Origin of the sequence: Streptomyces sp. R41 (genome assembly GCF_041053055.1) — a bacterium.
GTDB lineage: Bacteria > Actinomycetota > Actinomycetes > Streptomycetales > Streptomycetaceae > Streptomyces.
Genome location: NZ_CP163443.1, coordinates 265,021 through 280,752, shown reverse-complemented (window position 1 = coordinate 280,752; position 15,732 = coordinate 265,021). Strand labels below are relative to the sequence as shown.

Annotated in this window: 11 protein-coding genes and 2 pseudogenes; 2 read left to right on the top strand and 11 right to left on the bottom strand. The window is 68.9% G+C overall.

Features of this window, described 5'->3' with window-relative positions:
* Positions 1 to 119 precede the first annotated feature (119 nt).
* From AB5J53_RS01440 to AB5J53_RS01430, 3 genes are all read right to left on the bottom strand, one after another.
* Complete coding sequence (locus AB5J53_RS01440) at positions 120 to 857, bottom strand: CAP domain-containing protein (protein ID WP_369243815.1); 738 nt, start codon at positions 855 to 857, stop codon at positions 120 to 122.
* Positions 858 to 1,781: 924 nt separating this feature from the next.
* Positions 1,782 to 3,701 (bottom strand): glycoside hydrolase family 5 protein, encoded by a 1,920-nt coding sequence (locus AB5J53_RS01435; protein WP_369243814.1) that lies wholly within the window; start codon positions 3,699 to 3,701, stop codon positions 1,782 to 1,784.
* Between the two features lie 344 nt (positions 3,702 to 4,045).
* Positions 4,046 to 5,575: a methionine--tRNA ligase gene (locus tag AB5J53_RS01430; RefSeq protein WP_369243813.1), complete on the bottom strand. Its 1,530-nt coding sequence runs from the start codon at positions 5,573 to 5,575 to the stop codon at positions 4,046 to 4,048.
* A gap of 575 nt (positions 5,576 to 6,150) precedes the next feature.
* Here AB5J53_RS01430 and AB5J53_RS01425 point away from each other — a divergent pair.
* Positions 6,151 to 6,870 carry an SDR family NAD(P)-dependent oxidoreductase gene (locus AB5J53_RS01425; protein WP_369243812.1) on the top strand — a complete coding sequence of 240 codons (720 nt, stop codon included), beginning with the start codon at positions 6,151 to 6,153 and terminating at the stop codon, positions 6,868 to 6,870.
* Positions 6,871 to 7,217: 347 nt separating this feature from the next.
* Here the strand turns inward: AB5J53_RS01425 and AB5J53_RS01420 are convergent, their stop codons facing one another.
* The gene (locus tag AB5J53_RS01420) at positions 7,218 to 7,559 is read right to left on the bottom strand and encodes an ArsR/SmtB family transcription factor (RefSeq protein WP_369243811.1); all 342 of its coding nucleotides are present in this window, start codon (positions 7,557 to 7,559) and stop codon (positions 7,218 to 7,220) included.
* 322 nt (positions 7,560 to 7,881) lie between these two features.
* Here AB5J53_RS01420 and AB5J53_RS01415 point away from each other — a divergent pair.
* Positions 7,882 to 8,052, top strand: a pseudogene (locus AB5J53_RS01415) (IS5/IS1182 family transposase); the annotation flags it as partial.
* A gap of 20 nt (positions 8,053 to 8,072) precedes the next feature.
* Here AB5J53_RS01415 and AB5J53_RS01410 read toward each other — a convergent pair.
* The 7 genes and pseudogenes from AB5J53_RS01410 to AB5J53_RS01380 all read right to left on the bottom strand — a co-directional run bounded on the left by AB5J53_RS01410 (position 8,073) and on the right by AB5J53_RS01380 (position 14,823).
* Positions 8,073 to 8,588: a cupin domain-containing protein gene (locus AB5J53_RS01410; RefSeq protein WP_369243810.1), complete on the bottom strand. Its 516-nt coding sequence runs from the start codon at positions 8,586 to 8,588 to the stop codon at positions 8,073 to 8,075.
* A gap of 24 nt (positions 8,589 to 8,612) precedes the next feature.
* A complete protein-coding gene (locus AB5J53_RS01405) occupies positions 8,613 to 8,825 on the bottom strand; it encodes a hypothetical protein (protein WP_369252931.1) in 213 nt (70 codons plus the stop codon).
* A gap of 302 nt (positions 8,826 to 9,127) precedes the next feature.
* Positions 9,128 to 9,355: pseudogene (locus tag AB5J53_RS01400) on the bottom strand (Scr1 family TA system antitoxin-like transcriptional regulator); the annotation flags it as partial.
* A 135-nt stretch (positions 9,356 to 9,490) separates the two neighbouring features.
* Complete coding sequence (argG, locus tag AB5J53_RS01395) at positions 9,491 to 10,936, bottom strand: argininosuccinate synthase (RefSeq protein WP_369243809.1); 1,446 nt, start codon at positions 10,934 to 10,936, stop codon at positions 9,491 to 9,493.
* A 136-nt stretch (positions 10,937 to 11,072) separates the two neighbouring features.
* Positions 11,073 to 11,981 carry a GlxA family transcriptional regulator gene (locus AB5J53_RS01390; protein WP_369243808.1) on the bottom strand — a complete coding sequence of 303 codons (909 nt, stop codon included), beginning with the start codon at positions 11,979 to 11,981 and terminating at the stop codon, positions 11,073 to 11,075.
* A 10-nt stretch (positions 11,982 to 11,991) separates the two neighbouring features.
* A complete protein-coding gene (locus AB5J53_RS01385) occupies positions 11,992 to 12,591 on the bottom strand; it encodes an isochorismatase family protein (protein ID WP_369243807.1) in 600 nt (199 codons plus the stop codon).
* 456 nt (positions 12,592 to 13,047) lie between these two features.
* The gene (locus AB5J53_RS01380) at positions 13,048 to 14,823 is read right to left on the bottom strand and encodes an MOSC domain-containing protein (protein WP_369243806.1); all 1,776 of its coding nucleotides are present in this window, start codon (positions 14,821 to 14,823) and stop codon (positions 13,048 to 13,050) included.
* Between the last annotated feature and the right edge of the window lie 909 nt (positions 14,824 to 15,732).

The window sequence follows — 15,732 nt, the reverse complement described above, 5'->3', positions numbered from 1 at the left end:
GGGTCTCCGGGCCCAGCTGGTCCCGCTTCTGTAGGCGATCTCCTTTGCCCGCGCCCCGGGACTGATCCCGGGGCGGGGGCAACGAACGTCGCGATGGGTGCGGAGGTCGGCGCGAGCGGTCAGCGGGCCGTGCCGAAGTCCTGCGTCCAGTAGTCGCCGGGCTGCGCGAGGCCGACGCCGATCTCCTTGAAGTCGCAGGTCAGGATGTTGTGCTTGTGGCCGGGGCTGGACATCCAGGCCGCCATGACCTGCTCGGGGGTGGAGTATCCGTACGCGACGTTCTCGCCGTAGGCACTCCAGGCGTAGCCGGCACGCGTGATCCGTTCGCCAGGGTCCGAACCGTCGGAGCCCGTGTGGGACATGTTCTTGTGGCGCGCCATGTCCGCGCTGTGATCCTGGGCGGCCTTCGAAAGCTTCGCGTTCAGGGTCACGGGGGAGCATCCGGCCTTGCTGCGCTCGCTGTTGACCAGAGCCACGACGCGAGCCACGGCGCTGGATGCCGGGGCCGCCGTGCTGGGGGCGCTCGGGGATGCGGTGGCGGGCGGCTTGGGTGCGGCGGGTGCCGTTGAGGCGGGTGCGGTGGGTGCCTTCGAAGCCGGCGCGGTGGCTCCGTGCGAAGCCGGCGCGGTGGCTGCGTGCGAAGCCGGTGCCGAGGGCTGCGCGGTCCACGCGCCGCCCCTCCACCGTTCCTGCAGGGACGCGTTCTTCCAGTGCCTCCAGTGACCGTAGGACTCGGCGTTCTCGCTGCCCGGATCGTTCATACAGGCCATGGCGGCGGTCGGTATCGCCAGCGCGCTGAGTGCGACGGCAGCGATGGCTATCTGCCTGTGGCGCGTCTTCCTGCGGTGCTTGCTCATGCGGACCTCGCTCCGTCGTCGCGGGTGCGTCTCCGGTGGGCTCGGCTCTGCACGGACGCGGTGCCTGAGCTGCGGTGACGCCGTCTGGGGCCGTCATTGTTAAAACCTGAGTGAGTGACCGGCAATGACCGGCACTACTACCCGGCCTCGTAGTACTCGATCGCGCTTGAATCGGGCGCACAGGTGTGCAGCCCCGGCTCACCGGAGCGTGGCAGGACCTGGCGCTCCGTCAGGAGGCCCCATATGCCCGGAGGGCGGCACGAAGGAACCGAGTGGGACGCATGCCATCGGATCATGTGCGCCGTATGTCTGTTTCCGGACGGCAAGTCTCTACATGTCGCCCGGGCGCCATGTACTACCGAACCGCGTTGATGCGGGAGGCCGACGTGATGGATGTCACCATGAGCGGGTGCAACCATTCCCGGCGGAGGTGGCGGAGCGCCGGTACAGGAGCTCCGACAGCCTGGCCGTGTGCCCCCTGCCGCGCTGGATGCCGGTGCCGCCCATTCGGTAAAACGTCCTGAAATGTTCCGTCGGGTACGTTGCGCGGTTTGCCGGAGCCGACGAGGAGTGCGGCGCACCGAGCGCGGGCCGGCGTCAGCGCCGCCGAGAAGGTCTCACCGACAACCGGACGGACGTGCCGCGCGGCCGATGCCGGTATCTCCGCCGGTCTGACCGGTCGGTCCACCCTCACCCGTCCGGTGGCGTCGGGCGCGACAGCCGGATCGCTAAGGGTTGCCGGGGGTGCGCAGGCATGCCTGGCAGAGGCGGACGAGCCCGGCGCGGATTGCCGACGCAAACCGCGCCGGGGAAGCCGACCGCGCGGCCTTCCGGGGCACCGAGTCCGTCGGGAGCCCGCTCCCCGGCAACCACGCCGAAGCCTCCCGTCGCTACCCGTCCGTATGTCTGTGGCCGTGAGGTGCTTCAGGGTTGTAGCGGGCTGCACAACAGTGCCGAGGGGCCTGGCGTGCTGCCCACGCGGGTGGTGAAGGCGATACCGGCGGCGTACTCGTCGGCCGCGCATTGGCCTTTGTAATGGCCCTGGGCGAAGTCGCCGCCGGCGCCATCGGTAGGCCGGTTGTCGGAGCGGTCGAACCAGACGGTCCGTCCGGTGCGGCCCAATGACGTGCGGGCGGGCGCGCACAGGGCCGCCGACATACGGTCACCGCGGCGGCTGTAGCCGATGAGGAACTGCCCGGCGGGGCACTGGAGTTTGGTGTAGCCGCCGGCCCAGTCGCCGCCTGCGGGGACGTGGCGTTCGTCGGTGACGACCGTCTGGGCGTTGCCCGCGCCGCGCAGGTCGCCGCCGGACGTGTCGGTGCACAGGCCACGGCCGCCGGAGTGGCTGAGGCCGATCAACCGCAGGCCGTCGGGGCAGGCGGCCTTGTAGGCGCCTGGATCCCAGTCGCCGCCGGCCCGCACCCGCAGAGACTGGACGTAGTCGCCATGGTCGGTGGCGAGCATGCGCCAGACCGGTATCGGCGCGATGTACCCGGTGCGGGTCGCAGACGTCATGAGGTGATCCCACGCGGTGCCGCGCCAGTCGCCCTGGTCGAGGATGCCGTACCGTCGCCCCGCGGTGTCGTAGCGCAGCAGAGCCCAGTCGTCGTGGCCCTCCCAGCCGACCAGGGGCCAGTAGGCGAAGTCGGCGTCGTGGTCGGCGAAGTAGTCGGTGACGTTGCCGAACCAGGTGCGGGCGGCTGCACCCGTCTCATTTGCTCCGATGCCGAACTCGCTGACCCACACGGGCGCGGTGTAGTGCTGCCCTTCCGTGGTGACGAAGAAGGCCTGGTCGGCGAGGACTTGATACAGCTGGTCGCGGGTCAGGTCCTGGTAACGGGGATCGTGGGTCTCGCCGACTCCGGTGGCGCCACTGTGCCGGGGACCGGTGTAACCGTAGAAGTGTGCGGAGTAGACCAGCTTGTGAGCGTCCACGAGGGTGTGCGAAAGCGTGCGCACGGGCGTGAGGGTGGGGCGGTCGTGCGGCAGTCCGTCGACGGGTACGCCGGTCCAGTTGATGCCCTCGATGACGATGAGGAGCTCGGCGTTGGCCTCGGTGAGAATGCGGTCCGCGGCGAGTTGGGCCGCGGCGTACCAGTCGTGGCCATCGCCCAGGCCCCAGTTGGGGTCGTCCAGTACGTCACGGCGTACTTCGTTGTAGAGATCCGCGCCTACGACACGGGAGTTGGCGGCGTAACGGCGGGTCATGAACACCCAGTCGTCGGCCCACTGCTGGGTGGACTGACTGCTGTTCCAGCGTTCGTTGCCGTCTATGCCGCAGCACCAACGGGAGGTGTTGGTGTGGTTGTTGAGGATGACCGCGAACCCGTCCTCGGTCAGGGCGGCCACGACGGCGTCGTAGATCTGCAGGGGCGTTCTGTCGCGCAGTTGAGGGTTGGCCGCGACGGCGGCGTCCGGCACGGCAGCTGTCGCGTGGATCATCTCGTTGGAGAACGGCAGCCGGATGCTGTTGATGCCGAGTTCGTGGAAGTCGGCCAGCAGCTCGGCCAGCGGGGCCCGGTCCAGGCCGAGGGGTACGCCGTAGGAGTTCTGGCCGGCGTGGTGGTTGGCGGGATCGGCGGTGCTGCCGCTTCCCGTCCACGAGCCCTGCGCGCCGTCCCAGTTGGCCGACTTCAGGCGGAACCGGTGTCCCTGGGCATCGACAATGTACCGTCCGCGGGTGGACAACGGAGGCTGCCAGGTGTCGGCCGCCGGGGGAGTGGTCTGGACGGGGGCCTCGGAGGCGACGGGCTCCGGGGTGGAGGCGACTGCGGTCGGCGCCGTGATCAGCAGCGTGAGTACCGCGGCTGTTGCTGTCAGGTACCGGACAAGTTTGGTCGGCATTCGGTCCTCTGCGGGCGCGCGATGGTGAAATGGACGATCAGCGGCTGCCACCCTACGAAGGAACACCGGCCAGGTCGATGTCAGTTGTCGCCACCATGCTCTTCCTCCGCCGCGCACGAGTCGGGACCGCGCCGCCGAGTTCCGCTGAAGCGTGTTCAGACCGGCCGCGGGCGACAGAAGGGCGCAACAGTCGCGTTGCCCTCGGTCTGCCGCCCGCCGATATGCCGTGAAGAATCATTACTTGCGACGCGCGCTCCGCCACCTCGCAGATCGCATTTCGCCGATTCCACTTCCTTGGGGCGGGAACCAGGGAGGGGGTGAAAGCCGCCCGCGGAGCACAGGTGTCAGGCGTGCTGCGTGTGCTCCTGGAGGCGGGGGAAGAGCGGGCGTGCGGCCGGCAGACTCCCGTCGACGGGTGTCACCTGCTGTGCGATCCGTGCGGCGGCGTCAGGGATGAAGGGCTGTAGTTCGTCGGCGAGCACGCGGCACGCCGTGACCAGTGCGGCGAGCACTGTGTCGAGGCGACCGGCTGCTCCATCCTCGTCCTGGCGCTCCGCTCGGGCCAACTCCCAGGGTCGGGCTGTGTCGATACAGCGGTTGGCCTCCTCCACAATGCCCCAGGCAGCACGGATGGCGTGACGGAAGTCGAAATCGGCCAGAGCGGCATCGATCAGGCCGGGAGTCTTCTGGCACACGTCGACGAGCGCCACCACAGCGGGCTGATCGACTTCGGGCGAGGGGACCACGCCGCCGCGGTAGCGGTGGACCATCGTCACGATGCGGTGGACGAGGTTGCCCAGCCCTCCGGCGAAGTCCGCGTCGGTGCGCGCGGTCAGCCGGTCGGAGGTGAAGTCGGCGTCGCCGACCCGAGGGACGTCGCGCAGCAGCCACCAGCGCACCGCGTCGGTGCCATAGGCCGCTGCCAGGGAGACCGGGTCGACGGTGGTCCCGCCGGACTTGCTGATCTTGCGGCCGCCGACGGTGAGGTAGTCGTGGACCAGGATGTCGGTGGGCAGCGGCAGTCCGGCCGACAGGAGCATGGCCGGCCAGTACACGGCGTGGAAGCGCACCACTCCCTTGCCGACCAGGTGGATGCGGCGCTCGCTGGTGACCCACCACTGGTCGTACGCGGCGGCGCCGCTGCCGTAGCCGAGGCTGGTGACGTAGTTGCCCAGCGCGTCCCACCACACATAGACGACCTGGCTGGGGTCGCCGGGCACAGGGATACCCCAGCCGCGGGCGCGGCTGTGGGAGCGGGAGACGGAGAAGTCGTGCAGGCCGCCGGCGATCAGGGCGAGGACCTCGTTACGGCGGGCGGCAGGTTCGATGCGCAGGCTGCCGTGCGAGATCAGCTCGTGAAGCCGGTCGGCGTAGCGGGACAGCCGGAAGAACCAATTCTCCTCCGCAACGTGCTCAGGCTCGGTGCCGTGCTCGGCGCAACGACCGTCGACCAGTTCGCCCGGGGTGTAGAACTGCTCGCAGCCGACGCAGTACAGGCCCTCGTACTCCTTGCGGTACAGGTCGCCCGCCGCGGCGCATCGGCGCCACAGCCGTTCCACCCCGGCGCGGTGGCGGGGGTCGCTGCTGGTGCGGATGAAATCGTCGAGCGACAACGCCAGTGGGACGCGCAGGGCGGCGAACGCGTTGGCGTTGCGGTCGACCAGTGACTGCACGTCGACGCCCTCGGCTTCGGCAGCCAGGACGTTCTTCAACGAGTTGTCGTCGGTTCCGCTGAGCAGCCGGACATGAGCGCCTCGATGGCGCCGGTGGCGGGCCAGCGTGTCCGCCTGAACGAGCTCCAGGGCGAAGCCCAGGTGCGGGCGCGCGTTGACGTAGGGGATGGTCGTGGTGATGTAGTGACGTGATGCGGTCATGGGTCCTCCAACCGGGTGGCGAGGCCCGGTCCGCACAACACGTCGAGGCCCCATCCCCGGGGCCTCGGATTCGGTACGCGTCCGTGCTCAGCAGCCCCGTTGGCGGGGCATCATCCGGTGCTGAGGCGAAAGCGTGATCATGACGCAGATGCTAGCAACAGGGGCTGGCGCCGAGCATCCGCTTTCCCTGCCCCTCGCAGCAGCCACCTGAAGATCGAAAGGCTTCCACTGCCGTTCGGTGGGGATGAACACAATCACCTAGTCCTCGAAGCCCGCGTGTACGCCCCATTCGGGAAGTCGGGTTCCCGCGTGGGGCGAGCGCTTTCGTGCCAGGAACTCATCGAGCCGGAACCGCATCAGCTCGACCAGTGGCTGCACCACCCGACGGGACATGACCGACAAAACGGCTGCTGCAGGCCCGCGGAGCGCATGATATGTCACTTTCGTGACTGGTCGGGCGCGCTCTCGCATGGAGGGCATCGTGGTACGTTTTTCGATGTTCAACGAACATCGAATGAAAGGGGTTCGTTGTGTCGAATGGCCTGACCGTCGACTTCACCCACCGGGTCGCCATCGTGACCGGGGCGAGCTCGGGTATCGGTCGCGCGGTCGCCGTGTCCTTCGCAGACGCGGGTGCTTCGGTGATCGGGGTCGGACGCAACGCCCAAGCGCTCTCCGAACTCTCCGACGTCCACCCCTCGATCGAGACGGTCCGCTGCGACGTCACTGAGGAAGGAGCTCCTCAGGAGATCATCCGGGCGGCGGTGGAACGCTGGGGCCGGCTGGATGTCCTGGTGAACGGCGCCGGGATCCTGGAGATGATGCCCCTGCGTGAGGTGACCTTCGAGCGCGTCAGGCGCGTGTTTGACACGAACGTGACTGCTCCCAGCCTGCTGGCCGGGGCCGCACTGCCATATCTGCAGGCGACGCGTGGCTCGATCGTCAACATTGCGAGCACCTTCGGTCACCGTCCGATCGCCGTCGCGAGCCACTACGGCGCATCGAAGGCGGCGATCGAGCACCTGACCCGCAGTTGGGCGCTCGAGCTGGCCCCGGAGGGCATCAGGGTGAACGCCGTGGCCCCCGGACCGGTCGAGAGCGGCGCACTGTCTGCGTCTGGCCTGCCTCAGGTGGAGGTCGAGCGGATCAAGGAGGCAGAGGTTGCACGCATCCCCCTGGGGCGCCGGGGCAGGCCCGAGGAGATCGCCGCATGGGTCCTCCGTCTCGCCGATCCCGCTACGGAGTGGCTTACCGGTCAGGTCCTCACCGTTGACGGCGGCCTGGAGATCACCTGACGGGCCACTGGTAACAGGCCGCCGCGGTATGCCCGCCCTTGCGGCTTCCCGGGGCCGCCGCCGATCCGCCCTGCCGGTGAGCCGGGGCTTACACCACGGCAACAGAAACACGGCAAGAAATGAGGAACACCATGACGTACGCCACTGACGAGGCGGAGATTACTCGGTTCGTCTCCCCGGTGATCCACGACGGCAGCAGCGGCACCCTTCCTCTATGAACTGCGCCTGTGTCGCGGTCCGCTGGGCTGGCTGGCAGAGGGGAAGACGGTCACGCCTTGGGTGATCCCGCCACCGCCGGAGCCTTTCTGCCGCCGTGGCGACGCGCCCGAGGTGAGTGTCTCCGGGCTCTAGGCTTCCACCTCGGTGACATGGTCGCCGACATCTTCCGCGTGTGCCGCCGACAGCAGGGCCCGGGTCAGGTCGGGAAAGCGGTCGTCCAGCTCTTCCCGTCGGAGCGTGACGTAGCAGCGCGTGCCTTCCTGGCGGGTACGCGTGATACCGGCCTCGCGCAGGATCTTCAGGTGATGGCTGAGCGTGGACTTGGCCACCGGGGCTCGCAGCTGACCCCACCCGTGTTCCCGGCCGTCGGCCAAGATCCGCACGATACCCATACGCGTCGGGTCGCTGAGCGCGGCGAGGACGCGAGGCAAGGTTATCTCCCCGGGCTCATGGGGGTGCTGTTCGGGCATTGGCCGAGCATAACCCACTTGTTCGATCAGCGTCGAACCATTGTGTGTCCGGCGGTGGCGGCGGTGATGGGACCCGGCCGGTTCCATCAACGGCGCCCTGCGCGCCGGGCGGTAGCAGCCAGTCCGTGCCGGCCGCCACCCGTGGCCACCGTGATGGGCTCCCAGAGCGTGAAAGCCGCCGAGACCGTCTCCAAGGCCGCTCGCGGCTGGGACGCAGGCAAAAAGACCAACGGCCGCAAGCGTCACTGGTGGTCGCCACCTGCGGCCCGCCGCTGCTGATCATGGTCACTTCTGCCGACCCACACGACAGCCAGGCGCCGCCATAGAAGTCCTCTTCCGGCTCCGCCTGATGCACCCCGAGGTCACCATCAAGACGGTCAGCCGCCCAAAGGACTCCACCGGATTCATCGTGCTGTCCCGAAGGTGGGTCATTGAGCGAAGTCGGGCGTGGATCATGCAGGCCCGCCGTCACGCACGGGACTACGAACGGCTCGTCCAGCATGGAGGCCCGTGTCAGGCCTTGCCGGGCCCGCCCTCCGTGTCGACGAAGAACGAGTCGTGCCGAACGAGGAACTCCGCGAACTCCTCGCCGCCCCTGCGCGCCATCTCCGCGACCCGCTCGAAGTATTCCTCGCGCGGCGCACCCGGCGCGAACAGCAGCAGCATGGATGCGGGCGCGTCCGAATCGTTCCGGAACGCGTGCAGCCCGCCGACCGGGACGTACAGGAAGTCCCCCGCGCGCCCAGTCGTCCATCGCTGGCCGTTGAACAGGCTCACCTCCCCGCCGAGCACGAAGAACGACTCCGAGATCGACCGGTGGAAGTGCGTACTGGGCCCGGGCGAGCCCGAAACCATGTCGACCCGGTACAGCCCGAACTCCCCGCCCGTCGAGGCGTGCGTCGCGAGGTAGCTCGTCCGATTCCCCGATTCCGAGGTGAGGTCGGCCGGAGCGTCCGCCACCCGGAAGACCGCGCTGACCTCACCTCCTTTCCCGAGGTACCGCGGCTCCGGATACGCGGGGTACGACATGACCGGCTCCCTTCGCGTAACGGCTCACGGCCTACGGCCCGCGGCCGCCTCACCATCCAGAATCGCGCGGGCGACCGGGGCGCGCAGCTCGGTATGCGATGCGCAGCGGCTCATCGGGTTCCGGTCGATACCGACGTACCACTGACGACCAGCGCTGTAGTACAGCCCGGGCATCGCTGTTTGTTCAGTCTCCTCGACGAGCGGTTGCCCCTCGTGCGGATGGCTGCGGAACTCCACATTGCAGTCAGAGACCTTGGGCCCGTTGCCCGTTGCCCGTTGCCCTTTGCTCGTGCCTTGCTGCGCTCCCTGTCCAGCGCCGTGCACCCATCGCAGTCGGCAACCGGAGGGGGATCGGCGTCGAGTCTCAAAGGCAGTTCAACAGGTGGACTGGGATGGGTCGTTGGGTGAGTCATCGAGCCGTCCCCTCGCGGGCGTCGTCCTGATGACGACAAAGCTGGGAACGGTGGAGAGTCAGCCTCGATGAACTTGCACGAGCTTGCGCGCAAACACCCGAGAGAATCGGTTGCCGACGTGATCAGCAAGATGCGCTGCTTGTCGACGCGGACTTGAACGGCCTCCTCCAGGTCGTCAGGCAGAGCGCGCCTGTCACGAATCGCCGTGAGTAGGGCCTCGCTGTAGGCACGGGTCTGGAGTGGTCCGGGGATGAGCCTCGACGAGTAGGCACGGAAGTGCCTCGTTCGCTCCCACAGCGGGATGCCCCACCCTGGCGCACACCGAGGCCCAGGAGCTCTCGCTGCGTCTCGCAATTGCTGAGCGAGCACCGGTCGAAGGGAGGAGGGCGCCGGGTAACGGAAAAGGCCGGCTCGCGTTGGCGCCGAGCCGGCCTATCCGGTGGTGCATCCCCCTTGGGGGTGTCGAGCCTTCCGCTCGACGGTGGCTGGTCAGTCCGTGCCGGACTCCATCGCGGCGCGGTCCAGCATCTCGTCGTCCTCGGAGACCTCACCGCGGGAGGCGATGGCCTCGGCGCCGCCCTCCGGCATGGTGCCGATCAGCCCGGTCGCGGCCGCCTGGGCGGCACCGATGGCGGGATTGGCGCTGCCGATCAGGCCGAGCCCGGCGTACTGCTCCAGCTTGGCGCGTGAGTCGGCGATGTCGAGGTTGCGCATGGTGAGCTGGCCGATCCGGTCCACCGGGCCGAACGCCGAGTCCTCGGTGCGCTCCATGGACAGCTTGTCCGGGTGGTAGCTGAACGCCGGTCCGGTGGTGTCGAGGATCGAGTAGTCCTCACCGCGCCGCAGCCGCAGCGTCACCTCGCCCGTGACCGCCGAGCCAACCCAGCGCTGCAGCGACTCGCGCACCATCAGGGCCTGCGGGTCCAGCCAGCGGCCCTCGTACATCAGCCGGCCGAGGCGCCGTCCCTCGTTGTGGTACTGGGCGAGGGTGTCCTCGTTGTGGATCGCGTTGACCAGGCGCTCGTACGCCGCGTGCAACAGGGCCATGCCGGGCGCCTCGTAGATGCCGCGGCTCTTGGCCTCGATGATCCGGTTCTCGATCTGGTCCGACATGCCCATGCCGTGGCGGCCGCCGATGGCGTTGGCCTCCATCACCAGGTCGACGGCGGAGGCGAACTCCTTGCCGTTGATCGTCACCGGGCGGCCCTGGTCGAAGCCGATCGTCACGTCCTCGGTGGCGATCTCGACTTCAGGGTCCCAGAACCGCACGCCCATGATCGGCTCGACGGTCTCAACGCCGGTGTCGAGGTGCTCCAGGGTCTTGGCCTCGTGGGTGGCACCCCAGATGTTGGCGTCGGTGGAGTACGCCTTCTCTGTGCTGTCCCGGTAGGGCAGGTCGTGGGCGACAAGCCACTCCGACATTTCCTTGCGGCCGCCGAGCTCGGTCACGAAGTCCGCATCCAGCCAGGGCTTGTAGATCCGCAGGTGCGGGTTGGCGAGCAGGCCGTACCGGTAGAACCGCTCGATGTCGTTGCCCTTGAAGGTCGACCCGTCGCCCCAGATCTGTACGTCGTCCTCGAGCATCGCCCGGACCAGCAGGGTGCCCGTGACGGCGCGGCCGAGCGGCGTGGTGTTGAAGTAGGCACGCCCGCCCGAGCGGATGTGGAACGCCCCGCAGGTGAGCGCGGCCAGGCCCTCCTCGACGAGCGCCGCGCGGCAGTCGACCAGACGCGCGATCTCCGCACCGTAGGTCTTCGCACGGCCGGGCACCGAGGCGATGTCGGGCTCGTCGTACTGACCGATGTCGGCGGTGTAGGTGCACGGGACGGCGCCCTTGTCGCGCATCCACGCGACCGCGACCGAGGTGTCGAGGCCGCCTGAGAAGGCGATGCCGACGCGTTCGCCGGCAGGAAGGGAGGTGAGGACCTTAGACATAGGAAGAGTATGCATGCTTGCGCATGGCCATGCAATCCCTTCAGGTCCTGGGCCGCGGGTGGGCTGGGCCTGGGATGTCGCCTTGTCCCTGGGGCACGCGTGGTGCGGTCGAGGGCGTTCGGTTGCCTTGATGCGGTCAGGTTGTGCGGGCCCGGAGGCGGCGCAGCATGCGCGGGTCCTCGAAGCCGACCGAGCGGGCGGCGGCGTCGATTGTTGCGCCGTGACTGATGAGGTGTTGGGCGCGTTCGAGGCGGAGGGTCTGCTGATAGCGCAGCGGGGTGAGCCCGGTGGCGCGGCTGAAGAGGCGGGTGAGGGTGCGTTCGCTCACGCCGACGGCCGAGGCCAGGCTGGGCAGGGGGAGTGGCTGGTCGAAGCGGGCGTCGATGAGGTCCTGCGCGCGGTGCACGGTGTCGTCGAGGTGGGACCGGTGGCGCAGCATCGCGCTGGATTGCGGTTCATGACCGTTGCGGCGGGCGTAGACGACCATGTCCCGGGCCACTTGGGCGGCGACGGCGGGGCCGTGTCGGGTTGCGACCAGGTGCAGGGCCAGATCGATGCCGCTGGCGATGCCCGCCGAGGTGATCACTCGGTCGTCGGTGGTGAACAGCACGTCGCGTACGACCATCGCCCTCGGGTGGCGCAGGGCCAGTTCGTCCTGCACGTCGTGGTGGGTGGTGCAGTGGCGGCCGTCGAGCAGGCCGGCCTGGCCGAGCGCCTCCGCTCCGGCGCAGACGCTGGCCACGATCCCGCCCCTTGCGTGGTGGTCCCGGAGGACCTGCAGGGAGGCGGAGCCGATGGCCGGGCCGTCTGCCAGAGCGAACGAACGCCAGCCGGGCACCACGATGAGATCCTCCGGCCCGAGCTCCGGCCAGTCGAGCCCGGCCACCAGCGGCAGCCCCTGGGCGGTGGAGATCTGCGGCTGTTCGGCGATGTAGGCGAGCGTGTAGGGGTGCCCGAAGTCGGCGGCCGTGGAGAAGACCTGCGCGGGGCCGGCGAGGTCCAGCAAGTGGACTCCGGGCACCAGGAAGAAGACAACGTGGCTCACGATTCGGTCATCATGCCTGACGTCCTGCCGAGGCCTCCAGCTGGTCGACCGTCGCGATGGTGGCGAAGCGTCCGGCGAGGGCGTACTCGGTGCGCCTGATGACCTCCTCGGCAGGCAGCGTGCGGGGGTCGGCCAGCAGCTCGGCGACGCTCTGGTCGGAAGGAGCGTCGCGGTGCGGGATGGGATTGGTGGCGGTGGCGTCGATGACAAAGGTGACCTGGTAGCCGAGGTCGCTGGCGACGCGGGTGGTGGTCTCCACGCATTGCTCGGTGCGGATGCCGCAGACGGTGAGCTCGCGGATACCGCGCTCGGTGAGGAGTTGCTGCAGGTTGGTGGTGGTGAAGGCATTGTGCGAGGTCTTGTGGATCAGCGGCTCCCCCTCCGCTCGCTCCAGTTCCTCCATCAGCCGGACATGGCCGAGGGCCGGGTCGAAGACATCGCCGGTGCCGGGCTCGGAGTGCAGGACCCACACCACCAGGTCTCCGGTGTGCCGGGAGAGCCGGACCAGGCGGTTCACCTGGTCGGCGATCTTCAAGTCCGAGGTGGTTTCCCACAGCGGACGGGCGCGGAAGGATTCTTGGACATCGATGACGATCAGTGCTCGGGTCATGCCCCTAAGCCTGAGCTGCGCGGAAGGGGCGGTGACAGGCCGCATCGGGTCCGGCTGCGGACCGATCCGGTCATCGGTGGGTCAGTCAGTTGAGCAACCATTCCCCTTCTCCGAGGAGCTGTGCCACATCCGTGGCGATCAGCACGTTCGGGCTGGATATCTTGGGCGGCAGGACCGCGTCCTGGCCCACGGAATTGGTGGTCGTCTGGTGTTGGGGGTTGGGCCGACTCCCGCGGTGTGGGGAGTGGTGGGGCATGCCGGACGGCCGGGCTGGCGGTGAAGCTTGGTTTCTCCCAGGGCGACGCAGATCGGCTGCGAGCGGGCGGGCGAGACGGAGTTGGGTGTAGGCGGAGAGGATCAGTCAGGTCCATCGATCCGCTGCCTCGGGGGAGCGGATCTTGGGGCAGGTCCGGGCCGAGAGGCCGCCGAGGGCGGCACCAGGGGGTGTCGGTCGCGTTACAGGTCCAGGACGACGCCTTCAGTGGGTTTGGAGCAGCAGATGAGGATGTTGCCGTCGGCGGGGGGTTCGACGGGGTCGGGTGAGTAGGCCACGGTGCCGGACATCAGGGCGAGTTCGCAGGTGTGGCAGACGCCGGTGCGGCAGGACCACTGGACGGGGATGTCGCAGGCTTCGGCGAGTTCGAGCAGGGACTCCTGGGCGTCGTTCCAGGGGACGTTGAGGCCGCTGCGGGCGAAGGAGACCTCGGGTCCCGTGCCGGGCGGGCCCGCGGGCTGGTGCGGCGCCGCCGCCGTCGACGAGCCCTTGATCCCGGGGGTGAGCGAGGGACCGGCGCCGAAGATCTCGGTGTGGACGCGGGAACTGTTCAGCCCCGAATCGACGAGCGCGGCGGTGACGCCGGCCATGAAGTCCGCCGGCCCGCACAGGTAGGCGTCGGCGTCGGTCGGCAAGCCGAGCCCAAGGATGCGCTCGGCCGACAGGCGGCTCGCCCTCGCATAGTCCACGCCCAGGCGGTCGGCGGCGGCCGGCCTGCTGTAGTAGATGGTGGACCGCGCGTTGGGGAGGGCGGCGATCAGCTCGCGGCTCTCCTGGGCGAAGGGATGCTCGGTGCCGTCCCGCGCGCCGTGCAGCCACCACACCTCGCGGCTGGAGTGCTCGCGGGCGAGGGCGTGCAGCATGGCCAGCACGGGAGTGACGCCGATCCCGGCCGACAGCAGCAGCACCGGATTGTCGCCCTGGGCCAGGCAGAAGGTGCCGCGGGGCGCGGCGGCCTGCAACCGGTCGCCGACGCGGGCGTGGGCGCGGAGCTCGTTGCTGGCGGTACCGTGCGGTTCGACCTTCACGCTGATCCGGTACGTGCCGGTGCCCGGCTCACCGGACAGCGAGTAGCTGCGGATCATCGGCGGCACGTCGCCCTCGGGCTGGACCTTCACGGTGAGGAACTGGCCCGGCAACGCGGCCGGCAACGCGGAGCCGTCCGCGGCTGCCAAGTGCAGGGAGAACACACTGCGGCTCTCGGGCTGGATGCGCGTGACGGTCAGCGGCCGGAAGCCCGCCCAGCCGGGCGGCGGAGCGGTAGCCGCGGTATTCAGTCCCGCGCTGCCCGAGGAAGCCCCGCGCTCGCCGTCCGACTGCTCCAGGAGGGTCCGCATGGAGCTCTGCCAGCCGGGACTGAGCGCGGGGATACGCAAGGCCCGCTCGACCTGCTCGCGAGTGTGCCCGGGCAGGTAGAGCACCCGGTCGATCTCCTCGACGGTCATCGCCTCGGGCCCGGTGGAAACCTTGACGATCTCCTGCCCGGCCTCGACCTCGCCCTCCTCGATCACCCGAAGGTAGAAGCCGGGGCGGTGGTGGGCCACGAGCAGCGCCGCCATCCGCGGCTCGCCCATCCGCAGGCCCACCCGGTAGCAGGTCACGCGGGGCTGGGTGACCTCGAAAAGGGCGTCGCCGATGCGATAGCGGTCCCCGATGCAGACCTCCTCGTCGGGCAGGCCGTCGACCGTGAAGTTCTCACCGAACTGGCCGGGGGCCAGGTCGTCGCGCCTCAGCTCCTTCGCCCAGAAGCGGTACGAGTCGAGCTGGTAGACAAGCACGGCCCGCTGCTCACCGCCGTGCCCGCCCAGGTCCCCCTGGCCGTCCCCATCGATGTTCAACCGCCGCACCATCCGCGGCCCGGTCACGGTCTGCTTGTAGACGCCGGTGTGCACAGTCTTGCCGTGCCAGGGAACGTCCTTCGGCATCCCGACATTCACTGCTGTCAACGTGGCCACCATGCCACCTCTCCTGCGGCGCCTCCCATGCACGCTCCGACAGGGAAGGACGTCGCATCAGCTTCTGCGACGGCCGACCCGGCGTCGGCCTCCTGAACCGTGCGGCGACCCATACGAGATTCTCCGCCATGCGCATATCACGTTCAGCCGGCGATCAGCCGGAGGTGCGCGAGCCCCCTCACGCTTCATCTGAGCACGCGCCCGAGGAACCCGTGGATGTATACGCTCTCGTCGTTGCCGGGCCGTTCCAGCAGGACCTGGTCGAGGGTCCAGGTGTCGGGGCTGACCACGCTCTTGTCGGTGGCGCCGATCTCGTACTGTCAACGGGTCGTGTCGGGGCTGAAGTTGGCCCGTGCGCCCGGTTCCATGTCGGGGCCGGGATGCGTGGCATAAGCGAACAGGTCGTCCCAGAAGGGCTTGGCGAGGCCCTCCACGTAGGCGTTGCCGCTCTGCGAGATGATCGTGCTGACGTCATAGGAAGGGTCGAGTGCCAGTCGCCAGCCGATGGGCGCTCCGTAGTCGTGCAGGTAGATGGAGAAGCGCGCTCGCGGTAGAAGACCTCTTGGCCCTTGAGGGTTGCCGTCTTGTGTCGCGTGGAAAGCACATCGACCTCCGGGCGCCAGTGAGCGCGCCGTCGCGTCAAATCCGCCCGCGTACAACCCGATTGGATTGGACCAAGCTCAGGGCGGTCGCCGCGGAGGCTCGGGAACGTTTTCCCTCGGCGGCGTGGTGCCTCGCGACAGATGGCGCCGGGTGCCACAGGGGCCACGCTAGACCTGACCCGAAGGGAGGGCAACGCAGCAGAACCAATAATTGGGGACCCGGAATTCATGTGCAGCTCCCATAATGGCGGTGCTGCGGGATTTCTTGCCGATCTGCGATTCCTGGTCATCGGGGCGGCCGCACCAGGCG